This window comes from Ruegeria sp. AA6, assembly GCF_056542865.1.
The window spans coordinates 22,898-45,248 of record NZ_JBQGAN010000013.1 but is presented as its reverse complement, the minus strand read 5'-3'; the positions used below and the strand labels follow the sequence as shown (position 1 = coordinate 45,248).

Sequence of the window (22,351 nt, the reverse complement as noted above, 5' to 3'; positions counted from 1 at the left end):
TTGCCTGTTTCGGCCCGTTTCAAGCGGATTTTTGCCGTTTGCACAAGCGAATCCGCGTGATCCGGTCTGAGGCCGGGTACTGTTAACACTTTGTTAAGGAAATGGCGTGATCACAATTTACGGGGGTCGGCACCACACGTTCTATCAAGTGCCGAGATTGTTGCAAATGAATGTTTTGATTGTTGAGAGTAACCCCGATCTTGGTCGGGTCTGGAAACGGCATCTGGAACGGCACGGCGCTGAGGTAACCTTAGTGGCCGGGCAGGAGGCCGCTATTCTTGCGCTGTATAGCCAGTAATTCGAGATCATCGTGTTGGACTTGGTGCTTGAGACCGGCAGCGCATTGGCCGTCGCTGATTTCGCCAGCTATCGTCGCCCTGAAGCGCGGGTGATATTTGTCACCAACACCACCTTTTTTTCGGATGGTTCGATCTTTGCCCACAGCTCGAATGCCTGTGCCTATGTGCAAAGCGAAACGCCGCCAGAGGATCTGGCGGCGATGGTTGAACACTATGCTGCGGGTCGTTGACTGCGGTTGTGCGCTTCCATGTAGTCCAGCACGGGGTTCACGGGGATGATCCGGTTCGGATTAATAGTTTCGTGGCTATAGTGATAGTGGCGCACGATGTGTTTCATGTTCACTGTCTGCGCGACCCCGGGCCATTGGTACAGTTCGCGCGTGTAGGCCCAAAGGTTCGGGTAGTCGATCAGCCGCCGTTTGTTGCACTTGAAATGCAGGTGATAGACCGGGTCGAACCGGATCAGGGTGGTGAACAGCCGCCAGTCGGCCTCGGTCACTTGATCACCCATCAAATAGCGGTTCGACGCCAGGCGGTCTTCTAGCCAGTCCAGAGTGTCAAATAGCGGGTGTATGGCAGCGTCATAGGCCGCTTGGGTGGTGGCAAAGCCGGATTTGTAGACGCCGTTATTGACGTCTGAATAGATGCGGGCGTTCACCTCTTCGATTTCGCCCCGCATCGCCTTGGGCCAGTAGTCATCTGTGTTGCCCGTCAATCCGTCGAACGCCGCGTTGAACATGCGAATAATTTCCGAGCTTTCGTTCGAAACAATCGTTTCAAGTTTTTTGTCCCACAGGATCGGCACCGTCACGCGACCGGAATAGGTCGGGTCAGCTTTGGTGTAGATCTGGTGTGCGAAGTCGAAACCGTATAGGTCATCCCCGGATGCGCCGTGGTCATCTGTCTCGAAGGTCCAGCCTTTATCCAGCATGTCTGGATGCACAACCGATACGGAAACCAAATCGGTCAACTCTTTCAGTTCACGGAAGATCAAAGTGCGATGCGCCCAGGGGCAGGCGTAGCTGACATAAAGGTGATAGCGACCGGGTTCAGCCTTGAAGCCACCGTTGCCAGAGGGGCCTGCGCTGCCGTCTGCGGTCAGCCAGTTGCGAAACTGCGCAGCACTGCGTTTGAAGGCACCACCGGTAGATTTGGTGTCGTACCATGTGTCTTGCCATTTGCCGTTGACCAACAGGCCCATTGGGTATCCTCCGCATTGCGATTTCCGAAAACATAGGGCCTTGCGCATCGCCTTCCCACACGACCTACCGCGCATTTGCTCTGCGCCTGCGCACAGGTGAAGTTGAGATTTTCGTGAAACACAATGGAACGCGCGGTACTCAATGTGACCTCCTTCACTGGATTTTTACAGTCATTCCCGCACAATAGTATCCATTGCGGGGGAAAAATTGCTATGACGACCTATGTTTCAAAGGAAATAAGCGCTGAATTGGATGCAGCGCGAATCGCAGGACTAAAAAAGACAAGCCGCCTTCGTGTCGAGACCGGCGACAATACCTTTAAAATCCTAAGATTGTGGAGGGACGGTTTCACTGTCGAAGCCGCAACGACACCTCAATTGCGTGGTCTGGTCGATATCTATGACGGTGCGCATCACTTGTACCAATGCCTGATCATTGCCGATGATGAGCAAGCGGGCGAGATGCGCTATGAATTCAAACGCAGCACAGCCGCAGCCGACAAGGCTCCGTTGGATTTTTACCGTGATCCCGACGCGCCAATTGCTTTGCTTGGGCACAAAGAATAGCAGCCGCCGTTGTGAAATTTTCGGGACGCCCCTTTTGAGCCTCCTGAGTTTTACCTTGGATACCCGCCTTTGACGGCCTACCCGTTTTGTTGCGGCGTCGTTTTTACTGCAGATCGGCGAATGCTTTTTTCAACCGGGCGCAGGCATCTTCAACCCTTGCGCGTTGGGTGGCAAGATTGAAGCGCTCAAAGGTTTCTCCGCCCGTGCCGAAACCGGGGCCGGAGGATGTCGCGATTTTCGCGTCTTCACGCAGGCGCCGAACAAACTCGTCATGATCCATACCGGTGCCCGAGAAATCGACCCAAGCCAGATACGTAGCCTGCAGCGGCATCGACCATAGGCCCGGGATTTCGGCAATCGTCGCGTCGAACAGTTTGCGATTGGCGTCCAGATGCGCCACTTGCGCATCGACCCATTCTGCGCCTTCCGGCGAATAGGCGGCAGTAATCATCGCCAAACCTAACGCGCTGGGGGCATAGTCCAGCGTCTTAAGCCGGTGACGCATTTCCGAGCGCAATTTGGGGTCAGGGATAATCATGTTGCCGGTGCGTTGGCCCGCGATGTTGAACGTCTTGGAGGCGGCGGTCAGGGTCACGGTCCAGGGTTGCGCCTCGGGCGCGGCTTTGCCCATCGGAACGAAGGTATGACCGGGGTAGACCAGATCCTGATGGACTTCGTCCGAAATCAGGATCAACCCGTTGCGTTCGGCAAAGGCTGCCACGGCGCGCAATTCTTCGGGCGTCCAGACGCGACCCGAGGGGTTTTGCGGCGAACACCACATCAACAGTTTTTCCGACCCGTCCAACCGCGACTGCGCATCCTCAAGGTCGATGCCATAGCTGTCGCCCTGTCGAACCAGCGGGCATTCCACCACGCGCCGTCCGGCGGTGTTAATTTTGTGGGCAAATTCGTGGTAGACGGGGGAAAAGATGACGACACCATCCCCTGGATCGGTCCAGACATCCAGACATAACGCAATCGCGTTGCCCAGCCCCTGTGTCGTCAGCACCCAATCGGTTTCGATATTCCAATCGTGGCGGTTCTGCATCCACCACTGTACCGCGGCCAGATATTCGGGATGTTCCCATGTGTACCCGAAGGCACCGTGGTCGGCGGCATCCCGTACAGCTTCGATCACGCAAGGCGCGGTGGCATAGTCGGAATCCGCGGTCCACATCGCCAACCCGTCCTGCGGAGAAACGCCGTACAGCTTCTCCATCTTGTCCCATTTTGAACTATTGGTGCCCCGGCGGTCGATCAGGTCGTTGAAAGTCATGTCTGCTCCATCTGTCGGACCGAAAGCTAGCCACAATTGCAGCAGGTGCAAGGGGGGCGTTGCGGCGGGGGGCGGGATGGCCTAAATCAACCCCATGAAACGCAATATACTGATCCATCCCGACCCTCGTTTGAAAAAGGTCTGCGCCCCGGTGGCCGACCTGTCGGACGAGCTGCGCACACTGGCCGACGACATGCTTGAGACGATGTACGATGCCCCCGGTATCGGTCTGGCCGCGCCGCAGATCGGAGTGTTGGGTCGGCTGATTGTGCTGGATTGTATCAAGGAAGAGGGCGAAGCGCCTCGGCCTTTGATCATGTTCAACCCCGAAATCATCGCGTCCTCGGACGAAACCAATGTCTACGAGGAAGGCTGTCTGTCGATCCCCGAGCAATTTGCCGAGGTGACCCGCCCCAAAGTGGTCGATGTGAGTTGGATGGATCGGGACGGCAACCTGCAGCAAGAGACGTTCGATGGGCTCTGGGCAACCTGCGTGCAGCATGAGATCGACCATTTGAACGGTAAGCTGTTCATCGACTATCTCAAGCCTTTGAAGCGTCAGATGATCACGCGCAAGATGCAGAAACTAAAGCGCGAGCGAGCCCGCGCATGACCGTTCGCGCTTGCCTGCCATGGCCCGACAAACGCCTTCGGACCAAGGTGGATGACGTAACCGAGATCACCGATGAAATCCGCGCAATCTGGGATGACATGATTGATACGATGGAGGCGATGCCCGGAGTTGGTCTTGCAGCTCCGCAGATCGGGGTGATGCTGCGTTTGGCGGTGGTTGATGGCTCGACCGAGCGGGGCCGGGCGGTGCGCTTGGCGAACCCTGAGATTTTGCACAGTTCCATTGAATTGCGCGAACACGAAGAAGCCAGCCCAAACCTGCCCGGAGTGTCGGCCAAGGTGAAACGCCCACGCGCGGTGACGGTGAAGTTTCTGAACGAACAGGGTATGGTCGACCGTCGCGACTTCGTGGGGATAGAAGCGACAAGCGTTCAGCACCAGATCGACCATCTGAACGGCAAGATGTATTTCGACCGGCTCAGCAAAGTAAAGCGGGACATGCTACTGCGCAAATCCAGAAAGCAGGGGTAGAGATGCGCGTTGTCTTCATGGGAACGCCCGATTTCTCGGTTCCGGTGCTGGATGCGCTGGTCGACGCCGGACATGAGATTGCCGCCGTCTATTGCCAGCCGCCACGCCCGGCGGGCCGGGGCAAGAAAGACCGCCCAACACCGGTTCATGCCCGGGCCGAGTTGCTTGGCCTTGAGGTCCGCCATCCGGTTTCACTGAAATCGGCTGAGGAACAGGCTGCGTTTGCCAATCTGAATGCCGATGTGGCCGTAGTGGTGGCCTATGGGCTGTTGTTGCCGCAGCCCATTCTGGACGCGCCCACACATGGCTGCCTGAACATCCACGCCAGCCTGCTGCCGCGCTGGCGCGGGGCGGCTCCGATCCATCGGGCGATCATGGCGGGCGATGCGCAGACCGGAATCTGCATCATGCAGATGGAGGCGGGCCTAGACACCGGCCCCGTCCTGTTGCGGCAGGCAACCGAAATCGGGCTACAGGAAACCACGGCGCAATTGCATGACCGCCTTGCGCCGATGGGTGCTGACTTGATCGTTGAGGCACTGAACCGATTGCCTGACCTGAAACCCGAGCCGCAACCCGAGGATGGCGTGACCTATGCCTCGAAAATCGACAAGGCCGAGGCAAGGGTCGATTGGACTCGCCCGGCCATCGAGGTTGATCGCCAGATCCGGGGTCTGTCCCCATTTCCCGGTGCTTGGACCGAAATTGGCGGTGATCGGGTCAAGCTGCTGGCCTCGGGACTGGCCCAAGGGCAGGGCGCGCCGGGAGAGGTTTTGAATGACACGCTCCGCGTGGCCTGTGGCGAAGGGGCGATTGACCTACTGCGCCTGCAACGGGCAGGTAAGGGCGCGCAGGATGCAGAAACCTTTCTGCGGGGCTGGCCGGTTGCGGCCGGAACCCGCCTGAGTTCGGAGTAAGTCAGATGTTCATGGTTCTGATGGGCACTGTCGTGATTGCGGGGATCGTCGGGTATCTGTCCGAGAAAACGGGGTTTACCCACAATGGATATTTGCCCTCGATCATCATTTGCGTGGGCGGCGCATTCCTGTTCTACTTTGTCCGCATCATGTTCGGCATCAGCTTTGGCCCGCCCGGACTGAACGCTGTGATCTCATCCATCGGCGCGCTGATCATCGTGCCGACGCATTGGAGGAAGTAACGTGCCCGTCATCGCCCTGATCGTCATCGGTGCCGCGGCTGGATTTCTGGCCACTCGGTTAATGCGGATCGAGGCGAATATCCCCACGACCATGCTGATCGGTATCGTGGGTGCGCTGGTGGGCGGGTTTCTGTTGCGTGCGCTGATAACCGTGGCGGGCTGGCTGTCCGGGTTTGTTGGTGCGGTGTTGGGCGCTTTGCTGGTGATCTGGATTTGGCAGACCTACTTGCGCCGCTAACCTCTTGACCTTTAGGGGTGTTCCCGGCCAGATCGCCGGAACGCTCAACCCGAAAGGTGCCCCATGCCACATGATCTGAACCCCGGAGACGTCGCCTTGATGGGGGTGCCGCTGGATTTGCACTCGTCCTTTCTGCAGGGGCCAGCATTCGCGCCCGGACGTATCCGCGAAGCGCTGCATTCCGGCGCGGCCAACCTGACCGCTGAGGATGGCACTGACCTGGGCGCAACTGATCGCTTCAAGGACACCGGCGACCTGGATGTGTTCGAGATGATTGGGCAGGAACCCATCGACCGGATTGAGGCCGGAGCCACCGACCGGATCGCAAGCGGTGCGCGGCTGTTGTCGCTGGGTGGCGATCACTCGGTGGCGTATCCACTGATCAAGGCGCATGCCGTGCGGTACGAGGGGTTGAACATCCTACATATCGACTCGCACCCTGATCTGTATGACAGTCAGCAGATCGGTCCGCTGGGTCATGGCTGCCCGTTTGCGCGGGTGATGGAGACGTGCCAGATCAACCGCCTGGTACAGGTGGGCATCCGCACCATGAACAAGCACCAACAGGAACAGGCCGACAAGTTCGGGGTCGAGGTGATAGACATGCGCAACTGGCGCCCGGACCTTGAAATCAGCTTTGACGGCCCCGTTTACCTGTCACTGGATCTGGACGCGCTGGACCCGGCATTTGCGCCGGGCGTATCGCACCATGAACCCGGCGGCCTCAGTACTCGTGAGGTGATCGACCTGATCCACAGGTTCGAAGGGCAATTGATTGGCGCAGATATTGTCGAATTGAACCCGCACCGCGACCCCTACGGTATGACGGCGATGGTGGCGGCAAAGTTTGTGAAAGAGATCGGGGGGCGGCTTTTGTCACGCTAAGGTCACGGGTATTTCGGGTCGCACGCGGCGGTAAGTTTAAGGTAAGTCGCTGTTAAAGATGGAAATTTTAACTTTCCATGTCCCATCCGATTGACGTTTCAGCACATTGACAAATTTTCCCTGCTCAGGCGGGTTCGAGTTTTCGATGGAATAGGTCCCGACCTGATAGGCCATATCCCCATCAACCCCGAAATCAATCAGCTCATTTTTGTGGGTGCCCCCGGTACTCTCTGAAATTCGGGATCGGTAGGTTTCCAGAAACGCTGTCTTGCCGCGTGTCATCGGCTCACCGGGCGGCAACAGCATGATGTCGTCAGTAAAAAACGCTGCGCACCCTTCGGCATCGCCGCGATTGAAGGCCGCGTTATAGGCTGCGTCAAAGTCTTCCAGTGTTTTTTTCATGTCCATGGGCGCTCTCCGTGACGTCTTTTGCCGAGAAAGGTCACCCGTATCGTGCCACGGCACATGCTGTTCTACAAACGCGCGCGTTTTTGAGTTCAGTTACCGCCGGGGTGGGCGGCTTTTGTAGACAGGAAGTTTCCAGCCAAACAACAGCGATCCTGCCCGCAACGCCCAACACGTCAAGGCGCAGGCCCCCAATGTCAAAAGCTCATCAAACCCCAGGCGGTCTGCGATCACGGCCGTCATGGCACCTGCAAAGGCGCAAGAAACATACAGCTCACCTTGCTTCAGGACCAGAGGTACTTCGTTGCAGACCACATCACGCATCAGCCCGCCCAGACAGCCGGTACAGATACCCATCAGAACCACGATTGTCCCGGATTGCCCCAGCGCAAGTGCCGCTCCGGTTCCAGCAGCGACAGCGATGGACAGGGCGAAGCTGTCCAGCCAGACCAGCAAGTTGTACCGGCTTTCGACCAGATGGGCGGTAAAGAATACCAGCACTGCAGCTGCGGTTCCGATCAGGATATAAGCCGGTTGGCCGACCCAAAAAATCGGATGTCTGTCCAGCAGCAAATCGCGCACCGTGCCGCCGCCAACGGCGGTCAGGCAAGCGATGAAAGCAAACCCGACCAGGTCCAATTGTGCCCGGCTGGCGACCAAAGCTCCGGTCAGGGCAAAGACCAGAACTGCGGCATAGTCCAGCAGGGCAAGGCCGCTCAAGATTTGGCCTTTTGCGGCTTGAACGGGGCCATGCCCGCGCGGGCAAGCTCGTCAGCTTTTTCGTTTTCAGGATGGCCTGCGTGTCCCTTGACCCATTCCCATGTCACGTCGTGCCGGGTCTGCGCCTCATCCAGTCGCTGCCACAGATCGACATTCTTGACCGGCTTCTTGTTCGAGGTTTTCCAGCCGTTCCGCTTCCATCCGAATATCCAACCTGTGACGCCGTTCTTCACATAGGCGCTGTCGGTGACGACGGTGATTTTCGAGGCCCGTTCCAAGGTTTCCAGCGCGCTGATCGCGGCCAGCAGTTCCATACGGTTGTTGGTGGTCTCAGACTCGCCGCCTTTCAGCTCGCGCTCTTTCAAAACAGTCTCGCCGTCCACCGCGCGAAGCAACACCCCCCAGCCGCCCGGACCAGGATTGCCGGAACAGGCGCCGTCGGTATAGGCGAACAGCTCAGGCATGCGCCAGTACCAGAATGAACCCGTCATAAGACCCGGCCAGACCCGTACCCATGCCGGTGGTAATCCGGTCAACAGTAAACCCGGCACGCGCCAGAGCCTCTTCGATCTCCGTCTGCGAGAAATAGGTGTAATAGCGGTCCAGATCGTCGCGGTGGTCGCCCGTGCCCAGTTTCAGCCCCAGGAAAAAGATGCCCTCGGGTTTCAGCGCCCGATGTATCGAGGCCAAGTGGCGCGGGAAATCCGCGCGCGGGGCATGCAGCAGGGAAAAGCTGGCATAAACTCCATCATACGCCGCCTCTTCGGTCACGTCGTCAAACGTACCCAGGTGCGCATCGACGCCGTTTTCGCGGGCATGCTCGACAAAGGCGGGGGTGGCGTCCAGTGCCCGCACCGTCAGCCCCTCGCGCATGAAAAAGGCGCTGTCCGATCCAGGGCCCGAGCCAAGATCCAGAACATGACCTGTGCCGACAGCCTCGGTAAAGGCCATGCGAGCTTCGATCTGCTCTGGCGGCAGTGGGACTTGCAGATAATCTGCCACACGGGTCGCGTAAGCGTTGATCGTTCTTTTGTCGGTCATAGGTATACTCCTACAGCAAGGCAGGCTAGCACAATGGCTGTCAACAATACACGCAGCCGCAGCCACCAAACCGGGGTCAGCCGCCAATAGGCAAAGATGGCGTCCAGTACCAGCAGTCCGGCGAAACCATACATCAGGTTTGTAGCTGCGCTGATTGGCCCTCCGCCGGTTTTGAAGAAAGCCCAGAGCGCAGGCAGAACGGACAGTGTATAGAATATCGCAGCCTTGTTGCCTGATGTCTTGGTGGCGAAGCCCCACAGCACACCCGACATAAAGCTTAGGATCACTGAGCCGTAGAACAACTGAACATAAGGCCCGACAAAGCGCGATCCGAATGTTTGTGTGCCCCATGCGTGCAGATCGTCGTTAAGGTAGGTCAATGCGCCCCAGATGAACGGGATCAGCCCTGCCAGCCCGAGGAGTAGCGGCGCCCTTGGAACTCCGTTCATGCGGGCTCTCTCAGCACACGCGGTACCTTGAATTCGACGTTTTCAACTGCGGTTTCAACCAATTCTACGGTCACATTGTAATGGTGGCGGAAGGCGTCGATCACCTCGTTAACCAAAACCTCTGGCGCCGAGGCCCCTGCAGTGATCGCAACGGACGAAATGCCTTCCAGCGCGCGCCAGTCAATCTCGGTTGCGCGCTGCACCAGTTGCGCATAGTCGCACCCGGCGCGCGAGGCAACTTCGACCAAACGGCGCGAGTTCGAGGAGTTCGGCGCGCCGACCACCAGCAAAGCGTCCGATTTTGGGGCGACGGCCTTGACTGCCTCTTGCCGGTTGGTGGTGGCGTAGCAGATGTCTTCTTTATGCGGGCCTACGATGGAAGGAAAACGTGCTTCTAGCGCCGCAATAATGTCTTTGGTGTCGTCCACGGAAAGGGTAGTCTGGGTGACAAAGGCCAGTTTGTCCGTATCGCGTACCTGCACGGTGGCGACATCTTCGACCGTTTCGACCAGTAGAACTTCGCCCTCGGGCAATTGACCCATGGTGCCGACGGTTTCGGGGTGACCCTTGTGGCCGATCATGATCATCTGCAGTCCGGCGTCAGCGTGGCGCTGCGCCTCGACATGGACTTTTGACACCAGCGGGCAGGTGGCGTCGACGTAGATCATCTCGCGCTGGGCGGCTGTTGCAGGAACCGATTTCGGCACGCCATGCGCCGAGAAAATCACCGGGCGGTCATCGGGGCATTCGTCCAGTTCTTCGACAAAGACGGCCCCTTTGGCGCGCAGACCGTCGACGACAAATTTGTTGTGCACGATCTCATGGCGCACATAAACGGGGGCGCCCCATTTCTGTAGCGCCATTTCCACAATCTTGATGGCCCGGTCGACACCGGCACAGAACCCGCGTGGTGCGGCGAGGTAAAGAGTGAGGGGGGGCTTGGTCATGTCGCGGTCTCCATAGGCCACAGGTAAGTCTTTTCCTGGCCTTGGTCCAGACGCGTCCTTGTCATTTATCTGACATGAATCGGTGTTACCCAACAGATGTTTCATCACCTGCTTATAGTTAAAAAGGCGCGGTCAATGACAACTGTCCTGACCGCGCCTGTTTCCCCGCCCGGCTTTGGTGAGCGCCGGGCTTTGTTACTGTCCGCTGGCAGCTGCGACGCTTCGCGGCTCCATCGGCATTTCGCGCGGAGGCCGCCCTATCACGTCGCGCAGGTCTTCAAGTTCGATGAAGTTATCTGCTTGGCGGCGCAGCTCGTCCGAAATCATCGGCGGCTGGCTGCGGATCGTCGATACGACAGATACGCGCACACCCTGACGTTGCAGGCTGGCAATTAGCGGGCGGAAATCCCCATCGCCCGAGAACAGCACAATATGATCGACACGTGGTGCCAGTTCCATGGCATCGACAGTCAGCTCGATATCCATGTTTCCTTTGACTTTCCGACGCCCCATGCTGTCGGTGTACTCTTTGGCCGGTTTCGTGACCATGGTGAAGCCGTTGTAATGCAGCCAGTCAACCAATGGACGGATCGGCGAGTACTCGTCGTTTTCAAGTAGCGCTGTATAGTAAAAAGCCCGGAGCATCTTACCACGGCGCATGAATTCCTGGCGCAGCAGTTTGTAGTCGATGTCAAACCCCAGTGCTTTTGCGGCTGCATAAAGATTCGAGCCGTCGATGAACAGCGCTAGCCGTTCGTCTTTATAAAACATAAATAGTTCCTTCCGGTACAAACCAGCAGCGTCGGGAGATAGGTGAGTGAGCTAAAAAATAGGCAACGCGCTGATACCTCTATAATTAGGACTTTTAAAGTGTATCGCAAGCATGCAATTCGCCGAATGTGGGGGGTAAAATGAGCAAATCTTCGTCAAAAGCGGTGATTGCACTGGGTGCTAATATCAGTTTGAGAGAGTCTGGGCCCAAGGTGACACTTCAAAGGGGTATTGACGCGATTTCGCGTCATGGTGTGGTGATTCGCTCTGTCAGCCGCTTTTTTGAGACACCGTGTTTCCCGGCCGGCGCCGGGCCGGACTACGTGAATGCGGCCGCGCTGATCGAAACCGACCAGAGCCCGCACGAGTTGCTGCGCCTGCTGCATGAGGTCGAACATGAATTTGGCCGCGAAAGGATGCAACGCTGGGGCATGCGAACGCTGGATCTGGATCTGGTCTGTTACGACGATCTCATCCTGCCGGATCGGGCAGAATATGAGCGCTGGCTGAACCTGCCGTCCGAGATGCAGAAACAGCAGGCACCGGACCAATTGATCTTACCGCATCCACGCCTTCAAGACCGGGCATTTGTGTTGGTTCCAATGGCAGATGTGGCCCCGGATTGGCGGCATCCGGTGTTGGGGCGGACCGTGGCCGAGATGTTGGCAGACTTGCCTGTGGATGAAATTGAGGCCGTAACCCCATTGTGAACAGCAGCACCGCGCCATTTCCTGCTTGTCAAGCCGGAGATTCGCGCTTAGATAAACCCCTTCCTGACATGGATTCAGTAACGGAGAGCGCCCCATGGCCCGCGTGACGGTAGAAGATTGCGTAGACAAGGTACAAAACCGGTTCGAACTGGTGATGCTTGCCGCTCATCGTGCGCGTGAGATTTCGGCCGGTGCGGCGATCACCGTCGACCGTGACAACGACAAAAACCCTGTCGTGTCTCTGCGTGAAATCGCGGAGGAGACCCAGAGCGCCGACGAGCTGCGCGAGCGCCTGATCGAGGCCAACCAGACTCAGATCGAGGTGGACGAGCCGGAAGAAGATCAGATGGCTCTGCTGATGGGTGCGGAATCGGACAAGCCTGCTGATGACGACATGTCGGAAGAGAAGCTTCTGCGCGCTCTGATGGAGGCGCAAGGCCAGGGGTAATCCCCAGACACGAAGGTGCGGACCGGATGATTTCTGCTGACGACCTGATTGCGCTGGTCCGCAATTATAACCCCAAAACCAATGCAGAGCGCATCGCCCGGGCCTATGAGTTCGGGATGCAGATGCATGAGGGGCAGTTCCGCCATTCCGGCGAACCCTATTTTAGCCATCCCGTTGCCGTTGCCGCCATCCTGACCGAACAGCGTTTGGATGATGCGACCATTATCACGGCTCTGTTGCACGATACGATCGAGGACACCAAAGCCAGCTACGGCAAGGTGGCCGAGCTGTTCGGGGATGAGGTCGCAAAGCTGGTCGATGGCGTGACCAAGCTGACCAACCTGCAGCTTTCCAGCCGTGAAACGAAACAGGCCGAAAACTTTCGCAAGCTGTTCATGGCGATGTCCAAGGATTTGCGAGTCATTCTGGTCAAGCTGGCCGACCGTCTGCACAACATGCGCACGATCAAGGCGATGCGCCCCGAAAAGCAGGTGGTCAAAGCGCGTGAGACGATGGATATCTATGCACCGCTTGCTGGTCGGATGGGTATGCAATGGATGCGTGAGGAACTGGAAGACCTGGCCTTCCGCGTGCTGAACCCCGAAGGCCGCCAATCAATCATTCGCCGTTTCATCACTCTGCAACGCGAAACCGGTGATGTAATCCACCGGATCACCGGTGACATGCGGCACGAGTTGGAAAAGGCCGGGATCGAGGCCGAGGTCTTCGGTCGCGCCAAGAAACCCTATTCGATCTGGCGCAAGATGCAGGAAAAGGATCAGGGCTTTTCGCGCCTGTCCGATATTTACGGGTTCCGCATTATTACCCAGACCGAGGAAGACTGCTATCGCACCCTCGGCGCGATCCACCAGCGTTGGCGCGCGGTGCCGGGGCGGTTCAAGGATTATATCAGTCAGCCGAAGTCGAACGGGTATCGCTCGATCCACACAACGGTCTCGGGGCGCGATGGCAAACGGGTCGAGGTGCAAATCCGCACCCGTCAGATGCATGACGTGGCCGAAACCGGCGTCGCGGCGCACTGGTCCTATCGCGATGGTGTGCGCTCGGAAAACCCGTTCGCCGTTGACCCGGCCAAGTGGATTGCGAACCTGACCGAGCAATTCGACAGCGAGGATGATCACGAGGACTTCCTCGAAGCTGTCAAGCTCGAGATGTATTCGGACCAGGTGTTCTGCTTCACGCCCAAAGGCGACGTAGTGAAACTGCCACGCGGCGCGACGCCGATAGACTTTGCCTACGCCATCCACACGCGGATCGGACATGCCTGTGTTGGGGCCAAGGTGGACGGCATTCGCGTGCCGCTTTGGACCCGGATAAAAAATGGGCAGTCGGTAGACATCATCACTGCGGACGGACAGACCCCGCAGGTCACCTGGCTTGAGATCGCAGTGACCGGAAAGGCACGTACCGCTATCCGCCGCGCTCTGCGCGAGGTGGATCGTGAGCGGTTCATCAAGCTGGGCAAGGAACTGGCGCGGTCCGGTTTCGATCATGTTGGTCGCAAAGCCACTGACAAGGCGTTGGACACTGCAGCCAAGCATTTGCGTTTGAAAGACAGGCATGAGTTGCTTGCCCGTCTAGGCAGTGCCGAATTGACTGCGCATGAGGTAGTCAGTGCGGTTTATCCGGAGCTTACGCAGGATGAAGGCGATGCCATTTCACCGCGCCGCGCCGTGATCGGTCTTGAGCCGGGCCAAAAATTCGACCGCGCGCCCTGCTGCCAACCTCTGCCGGGCGAGCGCATTGTCGGTATCACCTATCGCGGAAAGGGCGTGGTCGTGCACGCCATCGATTGTGACCGGCTCTCCGACTACGAAAGCGAACCTGACCGCTGGGTCGACCTGCATTGGCATTCGGGTACGCACCCGGCCGTCTACGGGGTGACGCTGGATCTGACCATCGGTAATGACGCCGGAGTGTTGGGGCGTATTTGTACATTGATCGGCGAGAAAAAGGCCAATATCTCGAACCTGGAGTTCGTTGATCGCAAACCGGATTTTTACCGTCTTCTGATCAGTGTCGAACTGCGCGATCTGGAACAGTTGCACTCGCTGATGCTGATGCTTGAGGCCGAAAGCGACGTTGCTGCTGTCGAACGCTACAGAGACAGGGAAAAAACCGCGGTTGCGGCTGGCTGAGAAGGGGTGATCAGGAGTGGTTTTCAAGCGCCGAGACCGACGCTCGCCCATTCAGATCGCTTCGGAATTCGTCTATCCGCGCGGTGGCTGGACCCGAGCTTTCCACTACGTCAAACACCGCATACGGCGACTGCCGGATACGCCTGAACGCATCGCGCGTGGGGTCGGGGTAGGTGTGTTCACCGCATTCACACCTTTGTATGGGTTGCACTTTGTGGTCGCCGCCGCGCTGAGCCGTATCTTGAACGGTAACTTGCTGGCGTCGCTCAGCGGCACGTTTTTCGGCAACCCCTTGACCTACGTTCCTATCGGCGTCGTTTGCTTGCAGATCGGTCATTTCCTGCTGGGAGATGACTTTGAAGAGGGTGAGACTCACGGCCTAATGAACAGTTTTGCCCAGGCGATGGGTGACTTGAAGAACAACTTTCTGGCCTTGTTTACAGATCGTGTCGCCGACTGGCAGGGGCTGGGTATTTTCTATGATGAGGTGTTTTTCCCCTGGCTAATTGGAGGTATTCCACCAGGACTGGTGGCGGGTGTGATCTGCTATTACCTCAGCCTGCCTGTGGTGCGGACCTACCAACAGCGTCGTCGTGCCCGTATCAAGGCGAAATTCGATGAAATCAAACGTTTGGCCGAAACCAAGGCTGCCGTTTCGGTGACAAACCCATTAGGCTCGGGCCGGAATTCGGGAAAGGAATCAAGCGATGTCTGACAGCCACCTGCGTCTGGGCGTGAATATCGACCATGTTGCCACCGTGCGGAACGCACGCGGCGGCGCCTATCCCGACCCATTGCGCGCCGCTAAACTGGCCGAAGATGCAGGCGCCGACGGGATCACCGCCCACCTGCGCGAAGACCGGCGCCATATCTCGGACGCTGATATCGACGGGCTGATGGAGGTTCTGTCGGTGCCGCTGAACTTTGAAATGGCCGCCACGCCCGAGATGCAGAAGATCGCCCTGCGCCACAAACCGCACGCGGTTTGCATCGTGCCCGAAAAGCGCGAGGAACGTACCACCGAAGGCGGGCTTGAGGTCGCGCGCGAAGAAAACAAACTGGCCCATTACATCGCGCCTTTGCGTGAGGCCGGGTGCCGCGTGTCGATCTTCATCGCCGCCGACCAGCGACAGATCGAGGCCGCCCACCGCATCGGCGCCGAGGTGATCGAACTGCATACCGGCGCCTATTGCGATGCCCATGCCGAAGGTCACTTGGATGAGGCTGCACGCGAGTTGGAAAGCCTGCGTGAAATGTCCTCTTTCGCCCATTCACTGGGTCTTGAGGTCCATGCAGGCCACGGCCTGACCTATGATACGGTGCAACCCATCGCCGCCTTCCCCGAGGTGCGCGAACTGAATATCGGCCATTTTCTGATTGGCGAGTCGATCTTTCGCGGCCTGACCCCGGCCATCTCCGAGATGCGACGGCTTATGGATGAGGCGCGGGGATGATCACGCCCGGATTTATCGCCATATGGCTCGCTTGGTTGATGGCGGGGGGCTCTCCTGGTCCTGCTACAATGGGTATCGCCGGAACCGCAATGAACGAAGGCCGTCGGGCCGGATTGACTTTTGCGCTGGGTATCTGCGCTGGATCCGCTGCGTGGGGAGTTGCCGCCGCGCTGGGGTTGTCGGCAATTATGCTGGCCAATGTCTGGGTCTTTGAAGTCATCCGCTATGTCGGGGTGGCCTATCTGGGCTGGTTGGCGCTCAAGGCGTTGCGCCGGGCGATGACATCGGGTGAGGTCGCGTTGGGAAAGCCGGCCACAGGGGCGTTGCCTGCAATCTTCACTAAAGGTGCGGCCATTCACCTGACCAACCCCAAGGCGATCCTTAGTTGGGGGTCGATCTACGCTATCGTAGCGCCGAGTGATGCCAGCCTGACGATGCTGCTGGGCTATTTCGCGATGCTCTATGCGGGATCGCTGCTGATCTTCATCGGTTACGCTTTTCTGTTCTCGTCCGAGCGTATGGTCCGCACCTATCGCCGCGCTCGACGCTGGTTCGATTTCGCGTTCGCCGGTTTCTTTGGGGTGGCAAGTTACAAGATACTGACGGTGCGGTTGTCGTGATCCTCGGTATCGGCACAGACCTCGCGAATATCGAGCGTATTCAGGGCACGCTCGACCGGTTCGGAGATCGGTTCCGAAACCGTGTTTTCACCGAAACCGAGCAGAGCAAAGCTGAACGCCGCGCTGACACCGCAGGCACCTATGCCAAACGCTGGGCCGCGAAAGAGGCGTGTTCCAAGGCGCTGGGCACAGGTCTGCGCATGGGCATCGCATGGAAGGATATGGCCGTCACCAACTTGCGCACCGGCCAGCCCGTCATGCACGTTACAGGCTGGGCGGCCGAGCGTCTGAAAGAGATGACACCCGAGGGGCACGAGGCGATCATCCACGTCACCCTGACCGACGACCACCCCTGGGCGCAGGCGTTCGTGGTGATCGAGGCCCGTCCGCTTCAAGATCACACCGCGCAGCCTTGACTTGCCCCCCTCGGCCCCGCATGTAGCACCCCAACAACCAAAGGACCGGAGAGCAGTATGGCCGAGGACGTCAAAACCGGAAATCCCGTGTGGGAGACGATCAAAACCATCGTTTACGCTCTGTTGATCGCAGGCGTTTTCCGCACCCTGTTCTTTCAGCCGTTCTGGATTCCGTCGGGGTCGATGAAACAGACCCTGCTGATCGGGGATTTCCTGTTCGTCAACAAGATGGCCTATGGCTATTCTTATGCATCATGCCCCAGCCTGATCATTCCCAGCGTCGGTCTGAACGTCGATGCCGAGGATATTTGCGGTTGGATGCAAGGAGACAATACCCGCATCTGGGGCGGTGAACCTGAGCGTGGCGATGTCATCGTCTTCCGGCACCCGGTTACCGGGCGTGATTATATCAAACGTCTGATAGGTTTGCCTGGCGACCGCATCCAAATCCGTGAAGGCCAGATCATTCTGAACGGAACCCCGGTCCCGCAGCAGCCTGATGGAATCTTCACTGAGGTTGCTGCTCCGCAAGGCCCGCAACGTCTGCGTCCGCGTTGTGAGAATGGGCCTGTTGGGATTGGCGGCGAATGCGAAAAGTCCCGTTACATCGAAACATTGCCCAACGGCGTTTCTTACGACGTTCTGAACATCGGCGACCAGGGTTCGGACAATACGGGCATCTACACAGTGCCCGAGGGCCACTATTTCTTTATGGGCGACAACCGCGACAATTCCAGCGACAGCCGCTTGCCGCAATCTGCCGGTGGCGTTGGTTACGTGCCTTACGAAAACCTGATCGGTCGCGCTGACCGGATCATGTTCTCGTCCGCTGGTAGGTCGATGCTGTTCTTCTGGACCTGGCGCAGTGATCGCTTCTTTAAGGCGGTCAATTGAAGCTTTCAGCCGAGATAAAAGCCTTTCAGCAGCGTTTGGGGTATGAATTTTCAAGCCCCGAACTGCTGGTCCGTGCTCTGACTCACGGTTCAGTTTCGTCCGCTACCCGACCAGACAATCAGCGGCTGGAATTCCTAGGCGACCGCGTTCTGGGTCTTGTTATGGCGACGGCGTTGCTAGAGGCGGATAAAAATGCCTCCGAAGGCCAGCTTGCCCCGCGCTTTAATGCGCTGGTGCGCAAAGAGGCTTGCGCTGACGTGGCCCGTCAGATCGACCTTGGCTCAGTTCTGAAGTTGGGCCGATCTGAAATGCTGTCCGGTGGCCGTCGCAAACAGGCCCTGCTGGGCGACGCGATGGAGGCCGTCATTGCCGCCATCTACCGCGACGCAGGGTTCGAGGCCGCGCGCGACGTGATCTTGGCGCTGTGGGGTGACCGCATTCACACGGTCGAAGCGGACGCGCGCGACGCCAAAACGTCGCTTCAGGAATGGGCGCAGGCGCGGGGGCAGAAACCACCATCCTACGTGGAAATCAAACGCAGCGGTCCCGACCACGCGCCGGTATTCACCATTGCCGCCCGCTTGCAGGACGGTACTGAGGCACAGGCGACGGCCGGATCAAAACGTCAGGCGGAACAAGCCGCTGCAAAAGCGCTGCTTGACACCCTCCTGAAATAGTACCGTCCGACGGGCGGTATCCGCTCTTCATCTGGCCAAAAATATCTCGGGGGGTTTGGGGGGCTGGCCCCCCAACTGGTCGGATTGGCGTAGCCAATTCGAAACCTAGACCACTCGAATAAATCCTGCCAGCCCCGTCTTCTGATGCTCAATCACGTGGCAATGAAAAGCCCAGTCGCCGGGATTGTCGGCAACCAGAGCGATCTCGACCACCTCATCCTTCAACAAAAGCATCGTATCTGACAGGAGGGGCGGCAGTTTGCGTAGGTTTGACTTCAAAGGCACGAAAACCAGACCGTGCAGGTGGATCGGATGTGAATTCGGTGACTCATTGCGCAACCGCAGCACATAACTTTTACCCAGCTCCAAAGTCGCCAAGGGGCCAATCCCCTGCGCTGCATCGCCGGGCCATGGTGATCGATTGATCGACCAGAAGTTATACCCCAGAGAGCCACAAAGCCCGTTGTTGGGCGCACCGCCTTCGGGCGTCCAACCGAAGACAAACTCATGAATTTCGGCCTGCGCCAAATCGGGTTTAGCCACGGGGTTCGCTGGCAGGCGGCGCAGGTCGCGCAAGTCGCGTCGAACCGTGCTGCCGACGGCACGCAGGCGGGTCATGGCCCGGTTCTTTTGTCCGGGAAATTTGGCGATTAGATCAACCGATTTGCCTTCCTCTGACGGCATCTTCACCGCAAAGTCGACCCGCTGACCGGGGCCGATCAGCAAAGGTTCATCCGCGCTTGGCATCGGAACGTCAACTTCGACCGGGTGGCCGTCCCAGGCGACAATCCGCGCGTCTGCGCCGTCCAGATGTACCTTGTAGATACGTGTGGTGTCGGTATTGACCACGCGCAGACGAACAAGGCTGCCCGCACTGTGGTCGTAGATCGGGTCAGCTAACCAATTCGCAGTTTGAACATTGCCGAAGGTCCCGGCGCGCGCAGCCCCACGGGCCGTATAAGCGGGTAACAACTGATCCGCGTCATCCAGCCGAAAATCGCGCAGGTTGACCACCTGTTCGCTGTCGAAACCGGGGTCTTCTTCCTCGGCGATCACCATCACACCGGTTAACCCTTGGGCCATTTGATCCATTGTCATGCAATGCGGGTGATACCAATATGTGCCGGCGTCAGGTGGGATGAATTCATACCTGAACACCTCATCTTGTCCAATTGGCATCTGCGTCAGATAAGGCACTCCGTCCATTTCGTTTGAGATGCGCAGCCCGTGCCAGTGCATCGCGGTATATTCGGGCAACGTATTGCGTACGGGCAGACGCATGACCTTGCCCTGCTGCCCATATAGAACCGGAGGCGGCGCGTTCGGAGACAGGCTGACCATGCCGGTCGTCATCTGACCTCGTAAGGCAAAGCTGGCGGGCTGGACAACCAGCTCGGGGGTGCCCGCAGCTAGCCTCAAACCACCAAGGCCCAGTGCGCCGGCAGCCGTGCCACCGGCCAAAAGAAACTCTCGTCGGTTCATATCGACCTCATGGATTGAGGGATTGCCTGGCTGGGATTGGCGCGGCGTGTGATGGTGGTGCCACCGTTAACGCATGGCCGCAATGCGACAAATCCCTCTGGCCCGCGCGCGCTTTCTGCTATAGGGGTGCGCACTTGCAAACAGGATCGCAGGACACATGACCACACGCGCCGGATTTATCGCCCTGATCGGAGAGCCCAACGCAGGCAAATCCACCCTTCTGAACCGTATGGTCGGGGCCAAGGTCTCGATCGTGACGCATAAGGTGCAGACCACCCGCGCCCGCATTCGCGGTGTGGCGATGGAAGGCGATGCGCAACTGGTCTTTGTCGACACGCCGGGCCTGTTCAAGCCACGCCGCCGTCTGGACCGCGCTATGGTCGCCGCCGCATGGGGCGGGGCTGCGGATGCCGATATCGTAGTGCTGATGGTCGAAGCCCATCGCGGCATCACCGAAGGTGTTGAACGCATCCTTGAAGGTCTGGAAGAGATCGGGCAGGGCCGCACCATCGCATTGGCGATCAACAAAATCGACAAGGTGCCGAGCGAAAAGCTGCTGGCCCTGACCAGCGACCTGAATGCGCGCTATCCGTTTGCCGAAACCTTCATGATCTCGGCCGAGAAGGGCCACGGCGTCGATGATTTGCGCAAATGGCTGGCCTCAGAGCTGCCGGAAAGCCCGTGGTTGTACCCAGAAGACCAGATCGCCGATCTGCCCCTGCGCATGATCGCCGCCGAGATGACGCGCGAGAAATTGACCCTGCGGCTGCATCAGGAATTGCCTTATCAGCTGACGGTCGAGACTGAGAATTGGGAAGAGCGCAAGGATGGCTCGGCCAAGATTGATCAGGTCATCTATGTTATGCGCGATGGTCACAAGGGGATCGTACTGGGCAAGCGCGGCGAGACCATCAAGGCAGTCAGTCAGGCCGCGCGGGCGGAGCTGGAAGAGTTCCTCGACCGCAAGGTTCACCTGTTTCTTCAGGTCAAAGTCCGACCAAACTGGTTAGAGGAATCCGAACGCTATTCGGAAATGGGGCTGGACTTCAAAGACGGCAACGCATGACACGCCTGACGGCTGAATTCTGGGTTCACGCCTATCTGGCGCGGTTGCGATTTCAGGAAATCCCTGCGTTTGTTGTGGCGCATGGGGACAACACAGCGGGCGCTGTTCTGGTCAAGCTCAACACCTTGGACGGCCTTGCCGTCGCCTTCCAACGCAGCTTTGATCTGATGAGCGGCGAGCGGAAATGGGTCGAACTCTCCTCCGGCCCCGAGGCAGACGTGGACATAGCCATCGAACGCCAGCGCAGCTTTGACCCCGATCTATGGGTGATCGAGGTCGAGGATCGTCAGGGGCGGCATCTGCTGGGTGAAGAGGGGCTGGACTAAGCTCCAACGGGACTGGCCGACACAGTCCAAAATTCTATTTGTGGCATGCGTTCTGCCCGACGTACAGAAATGCTATCCCAATTTGTGACCTATCCCTAAAAGGTTGGAATTTATGAAGATCTTATCGTTTGCCTGCCGTCTTTCCAGTTTGTTGTTCTTTTGCAGTGCGTTTTCTGCAGCGGCACAACCAATAGTGGGCTGGGTCTATCAACTTGACGGGCTAGCTGCTTTTCAGGGAGACGCGAAACTGGATGACGGCGGAGAGTTCTCGGCAAGCCGGGCCTTTTTGCGCGCTACCGCACTTTACAATCTGGAAGGCGGAAACTCTGTAGGCCTGTCAGCCAGTTTCGGTAGATTTGACTACAGTTTCAGCGAGGCGAAAAACCAACCGTGGGAAGATATCCGGGACATTCGTGTTTCTGTGCCGTTGCGATTTCGAGTTGGGGACACCGCCACTGTATTTGTATCGCCACAAATTAGATGGGATTATCAAAGCGGTGCCTCTGCCTCGGATGGGCGGACCTACGGCGTTTTTGCAGGTATCGCGTGGAGGCTGAGTGAACGTCTCACCATTGGTCCTGCTTTCGGCGCGTTTTCGCAGCTTGAAGATGACGATACAGATTTCTTTCCTGCATTGCTGGTGGATTGGGACATCAACGACCGTTGGAACCTGAACACCGGCTCAGGAATTGGCGCTACACAAGGTCCGGGACTGACTCTAAGCTATGCGCTGAATGAAGAAATGAGCCTGTCTCTGTCCGCCCGATCCGAGAGAATACGATTCCGTTTGGATGAAGATGATCTTGCGCCCAACGGGGTTGGCGAAGACAAAAGTATACCCGTGGTTTTGGCTTTCGGATACTCTCCGAACCCCGGCGTGTCTTTAAACGTATTTGCAGGTGCCGAGTTTGACGGTCGTTTGACCCTGGACGATGCGGACGGAACAGAACTTAGCCGCCAGAGCTATGAGACGGCACCTCTGGTTGGCTTTGCGTTCAGGGTCAGGTTCTGATTGCCCTGTTGAGCCCATTTGCATG

The 22,351-nt window shown here is 58.1% G+C and carries 29 protein-coding genes and 1 pseudogene; 20 read left to right on the top strand and 10 right to left on the bottom strand.

Features of this window, described 5'->3' with window-relative positions:
• The first annotated feature begins 166 nt into the window (after window positions 1-166).
• A pseudogene (locus ACR0LN_RS15225) lies at window positions 167-529 on the top strand (response regulator transcription factor).
• Here the strand turns inward: ACR0LN_RS15225 and ACR0LN_RS15220 are convergent.
• Window positions 511-1,500 (bottom strand): glutathione S-transferase family protein, encoded by a 990-nt coding sequence (locus tag ACR0LN_RS15220; protein ID WP_480430797.1) that lies wholly within the window; start codon window positions 1,498-1,500, stop codon window positions 511-513. The pseudogene ACR0LN_RS15225 and the gene ACR0LN_RS15220 overlap by 19 nt on opposite strands.
• A 213-nt stretch (window positions 1,501-1,713) precedes the next feature.
• Between ACR0LN_RS15220 and ACR0LN_RS15215 the strand changes: the two genes are divergently transcribed.
• Window positions 1,714-2,067: a hypothetical protein gene (locus ACR0LN_RS15215; RefSeq protein ID WP_480430963.1), complete on the top strand. Its 354-nt coding sequence runs from the start codon at window positions 1,714-1,716 to the stop codon at window positions 2,065-2,067.
• A 103-nt stretch (window positions 2,068-2,170) separates the two neighbouring features.
• On the opposite strand, the gene ACR0LN_RS15210 is transcribed toward ACR0LN_RS15215, so the two are convergent.
• Window positions 2,171-3,343, bottom strand: coding sequence for a MalY/PatB family protein (locus tag ACR0LN_RS15210; protein WP_480430795.1), 1,173 nt, complete (start codon window positions 3,341-3,343; stop codon window positions 2,171-2,173).
• Between the two features lie 94 nt (window positions 3,344-3,437).
• On the opposite strand from ACR0LN_RS15210, the gene def (ACR0LN_RS15205) reads away from it, so the two are divergent.
• The 6 genes from def (ACR0LN_RS15205) (at window position 3,438) to speB (ending at window position 6,729) form a co-directional block, all read left to right on the top strand.
• Window positions 3,438-3,956, top strand: a complete 519-nt coding sequence (def, locus tag ACR0LN_RS15205) for a peptide deformylase (protein ID WP_480430793.1) — start codon at window positions 3,438-3,440, stop codon at window positions 3,954-3,956.
• On the top strand, window positions 3,953-4,447 hold the full coding sequence (gene def / locus ACR0LN_RS15200; protein ID WP_480430792.1) for a peptide deformylase: 495 nt from the start codon (window positions 3,953-3,955) through the stop codon (window positions 4,445-4,447). Before def (ACR0LN_RS15205) ends, def (ACR0LN_RS15200) begins: the two co-directional genes overlap by 4 nt.
• A gap of 2 nt (window positions 4,448-4,449) precedes the next feature.
• Window positions 4,450-5,364, top strand: a complete 915-nt coding sequence (fmt, locus tag ACR0LN_RS15195; RefSeq protein ID WP_480430791.1) for a methionyl-tRNA formyltransferase — start codon at window positions 4,450-4,452, stop codon at window positions 5,362-5,364.
• A 5-nt stretch (window positions 5,365-5,369) separates the two neighbouring features.
• A complete protein-coding gene (locus tag ACR0LN_RS15190; protein ID WP_170328331.1) occupies window positions 5,370-5,606 on the top strand; it encodes a hypothetical protein in 237 nt (78 codons plus the stop codon).
• A gap of 1 nt (window position 5,607) precedes the next feature.
• Window positions 5,608-5,844 (top strand): GlsB/YeaQ/YmgE family stress response membrane protein, encoded by a 237-nt coding sequence (locus tag ACR0LN_RS15185; protein ID WP_058273291.1) that lies wholly within the window; start codon window positions 5,608-5,610, stop codon window positions 5,842-5,844.
• A 63-nt stretch (window positions 5,845-5,907) separates the two neighbouring features.
• The gene (gene speB, locus ACR0LN_RS15180; protein ID WP_480430789.1) at window positions 5,908-6,729 is read left to right on the top strand and encodes an agmatinase; all 822 of its coding nucleotides are present in this window, start codon (window positions 5,908-5,910) and stop codon (window positions 6,727-6,729) included.
• A 36-nt stretch (window positions 6,730-6,765) separates the two neighbouring features.
• Here speB and ACR0LN_RS15175 read toward each other — a convergent pair whose 3' ends face one another.
• The 7 genes from ACR0LN_RS15175 to ACR0LN_RS15145 form a co-directional block, all read right to left on the bottom strand.
• Window positions 6,766-7,137, bottom strand: a complete 372-nt coding sequence (locus tag ACR0LN_RS15175) for a YybH family protein (RefSeq protein ID WP_480430788.1) — start codon at window positions 7,135-7,137, stop codon at window positions 6,766-6,768.
• A 93-nt stretch (window positions 7,138-7,230) separates the two neighbouring features.
• A complete protein-coding gene (locus tag ACR0LN_RS15170; protein ID WP_480430786.1) occupies window positions 7,231-7,854 on the bottom strand; it encodes a trimeric intracellular cation channel family protein in 624 nt (207 codons plus the stop codon).
• Entirely contained in the window at window positions 7,851-8,318 is a 468-nt protein-coding gene (gene rnhA / locus ACR0LN_RS15165) for a ribonuclease HI (protein WP_480430785.1), read from the bottom strand. The genes ACR0LN_RS15170 and rnhA overlap by 4 nt, the downstream gene beginning before the upstream one ends.
• Window positions 8,311-8,895 carry a class I SAM-dependent DNA methyltransferase gene (locus tag ACR0LN_RS15160; RefSeq protein WP_480430784.1) on the bottom strand — a complete coding sequence of 195 codons (585 nt, stop codon included), beginning with the start codon at window positions 8,893-8,895 and terminating at the stop codon, window positions 8,311-8,313. Before ACR0LN_RS15160 ends, rnhA begins: the two co-directional genes overlap by 8 nt.
• Window positions 8,892-9,344, bottom strand: a complete 453-nt coding sequence (locus ACR0LN_RS15155) for a DUF3429 domain-containing protein (protein ID WP_480430783.1) — start codon at window positions 9,342-9,344, stop codon at window positions 8,892-8,894. Before ACR0LN_RS15155 ends, ACR0LN_RS15160 begins: the two co-directional genes overlap by 4 nt.
• Window positions 9,341-10,291 (bottom strand): 4-hydroxy-3-methylbut-2-enyl diphosphate reductase, encoded by a 951-nt coding sequence (ispH, locus tag ACR0LN_RS15150; RefSeq protein WP_480430782.1) that lies wholly within the window; start codon window positions 10,289-10,291, stop codon window positions 9,341-9,343. Before ispH ends, ACR0LN_RS15155 begins: the two co-directional genes overlap by 4 nt.
• Window positions 10,292-10,486: 195 nt before the next feature.
• Entirely contained in the window at window positions 10,487-11,062 is a 576-nt protein-coding gene (locus ACR0LN_RS15145) for a LabA-like NYN domain-containing protein (protein ID WP_037311150.1), read from the bottom strand.
• Window positions 11,063-11,202: 140 nt separating this feature from the next.
• On the opposite strand from ACR0LN_RS15145, the gene folK reads away from it, so the two are divergent.
• The 9 genes from folK (at window position 11,203) to rnc (ending at window position 18,440) form a co-directional block, all read left to right on the top strand.
• Window positions 11,203-11,772 carry a 2-amino-4-hydroxy-6-hydroxymethyldihydropteridine diphosphokinase gene (folK, locus tag ACR0LN_RS15140; RefSeq protein ID WP_480430779.1) on the top strand — a complete coding sequence of 190 codons (570 nt, stop codon included), beginning with the start codon at window positions 11,203-11,205 and terminating at the stop codon, window positions 11,770-11,772.
• A 94-nt stretch (window positions 11,773-11,866) separates the two neighbouring features.
• Window positions 11,867-12,220: a DNA-directed RNA polymerase subunit omega gene (rpoZ, locus tag ACR0LN_RS15135; RefSeq protein WP_480430778.1), complete on the top strand. Its 354-nt coding sequence runs from the start codon at window positions 11,867-11,869 to the stop codon at window positions 12,218-12,220.
• A gap of 26 nt (window positions 12,221-12,246) precedes the next feature.
• A complete protein-coding gene (locus ACR0LN_RS15130; protein WP_480430776.1) occupies window positions 12,247-14,379 on the top strand; it encodes a RelA/SpoT family protein in 2,133 nt (710 codons plus the stop codon).
• A gap of 16 nt (window positions 14,380-14,395) precedes the next feature.
• Window positions 14,396-15,094, top strand: a complete 699-nt coding sequence (locus ACR0LN_RS15125; protein ID WP_480430775.1) for a DUF2062 domain-containing protein — start codon at window positions 14,396-14,398, stop codon at window positions 15,092-15,094.
• A complete protein-coding gene (locus ACR0LN_RS15120; RefSeq protein WP_480430774.1) occupies window positions 15,087-15,833 on the top strand; it encodes a pyridoxine 5'-phosphate synthase in 747 nt (248 codons plus the stop codon). The genes ACR0LN_RS15125 and ACR0LN_RS15120 overlap by 8 nt, the downstream gene beginning before the upstream one ends.
• A complete protein-coding gene (locus tag ACR0LN_RS15115; RefSeq protein ID WP_480430772.1) occupies window positions 15,830-16,453 on the top strand; it encodes a LysE family translocator in 624 nt (207 codons plus the stop codon). The genes ACR0LN_RS15120 and ACR0LN_RS15115 overlap by 4 nt, the downstream gene beginning before the upstream one ends.
• Window positions 16,450-16,869, top strand: a complete 420-nt coding sequence (gene acpS / locus ACR0LN_RS15110) for a holo-ACP synthase (RefSeq protein ID WP_480430770.1) — start codon at window positions 16,450-16,452, stop codon at window positions 16,867-16,869. The genes ACR0LN_RS15115 and acpS overlap by 4 nt, the downstream gene beginning before the upstream one ends.
• 57 nt (window positions 16,870-16,926) lie before the next feature.
• Window positions 16,927-17,763: a signal peptidase I gene (gene lepB / locus ACR0LN_RS15105; protein WP_480430769.1), complete on the top strand. Its 837-nt coding sequence runs from the start codon at window positions 16,927-16,929 to the stop codon at window positions 17,761-17,763.
• On the top strand, window positions 17,760-18,440 hold the full coding sequence (rnc, locus tag ACR0LN_RS15100; protein ID WP_480430768.1) for a ribonuclease III: 681 nt from the start codon (window positions 17,760-17,762) through the stop codon (window positions 18,438-18,440). Before lepB ends, rnc begins: the two co-directional genes overlap by 4 nt.
• Window positions 18,441-18,545: 105 nt before the next feature.
• Here rnc and ACR0LN_RS15095 read toward each other — a convergent pair whose 3' ends face one another.
• Complete coding sequence (locus tag ACR0LN_RS15095; protein ID WP_480430766.1) at window positions 18,546-19,922, bottom strand: multicopper oxidase family protein; 1,377 nt, start codon at window positions 19,920-19,922, stop codon at window positions 18,546-18,548.
• A 157-nt stretch (window positions 19,923-20,079) separates the two neighbouring features.
• Here ACR0LN_RS15095 and era point away from each other — a divergent pair, with 157 nt between their 5' ends.
• From era to ACR0LN_RS15080, 3 genes are all read left to right on the top strand, one after another.
• Entirely contained in the window at window positions 20,080-20,988 is a 909-nt protein-coding gene (era, locus tag ACR0LN_RS15090; protein WP_480430765.1) for a GTPase Era, read from the top strand.
• Window positions 20,985-21,314 carry a DUF1491 family protein gene (locus ACR0LN_RS15085; RefSeq protein ID WP_480430763.1) on the top strand — a complete coding sequence of 110 codons (330 nt, stop codon included), beginning with the start codon at window positions 20,985-20,987 and terminating at the stop codon, window positions 21,312-21,314. Before era ends, ACR0LN_RS15085 begins: the two co-directional genes overlap by 4 nt.
• 112 nt (window positions 21,315-21,426) lie before the next feature.
• Window positions 21,427-22,326, top strand: a complete 900-nt coding sequence (locus tag ACR0LN_RS15080) for a hypothetical protein (protein WP_480430762.1) — start codon at window positions 21,427-21,429, stop codon at window positions 22,324-22,326.
• The last annotated feature ends 25 nt before the right edge of the window (window positions 22,327-22,351 follow it).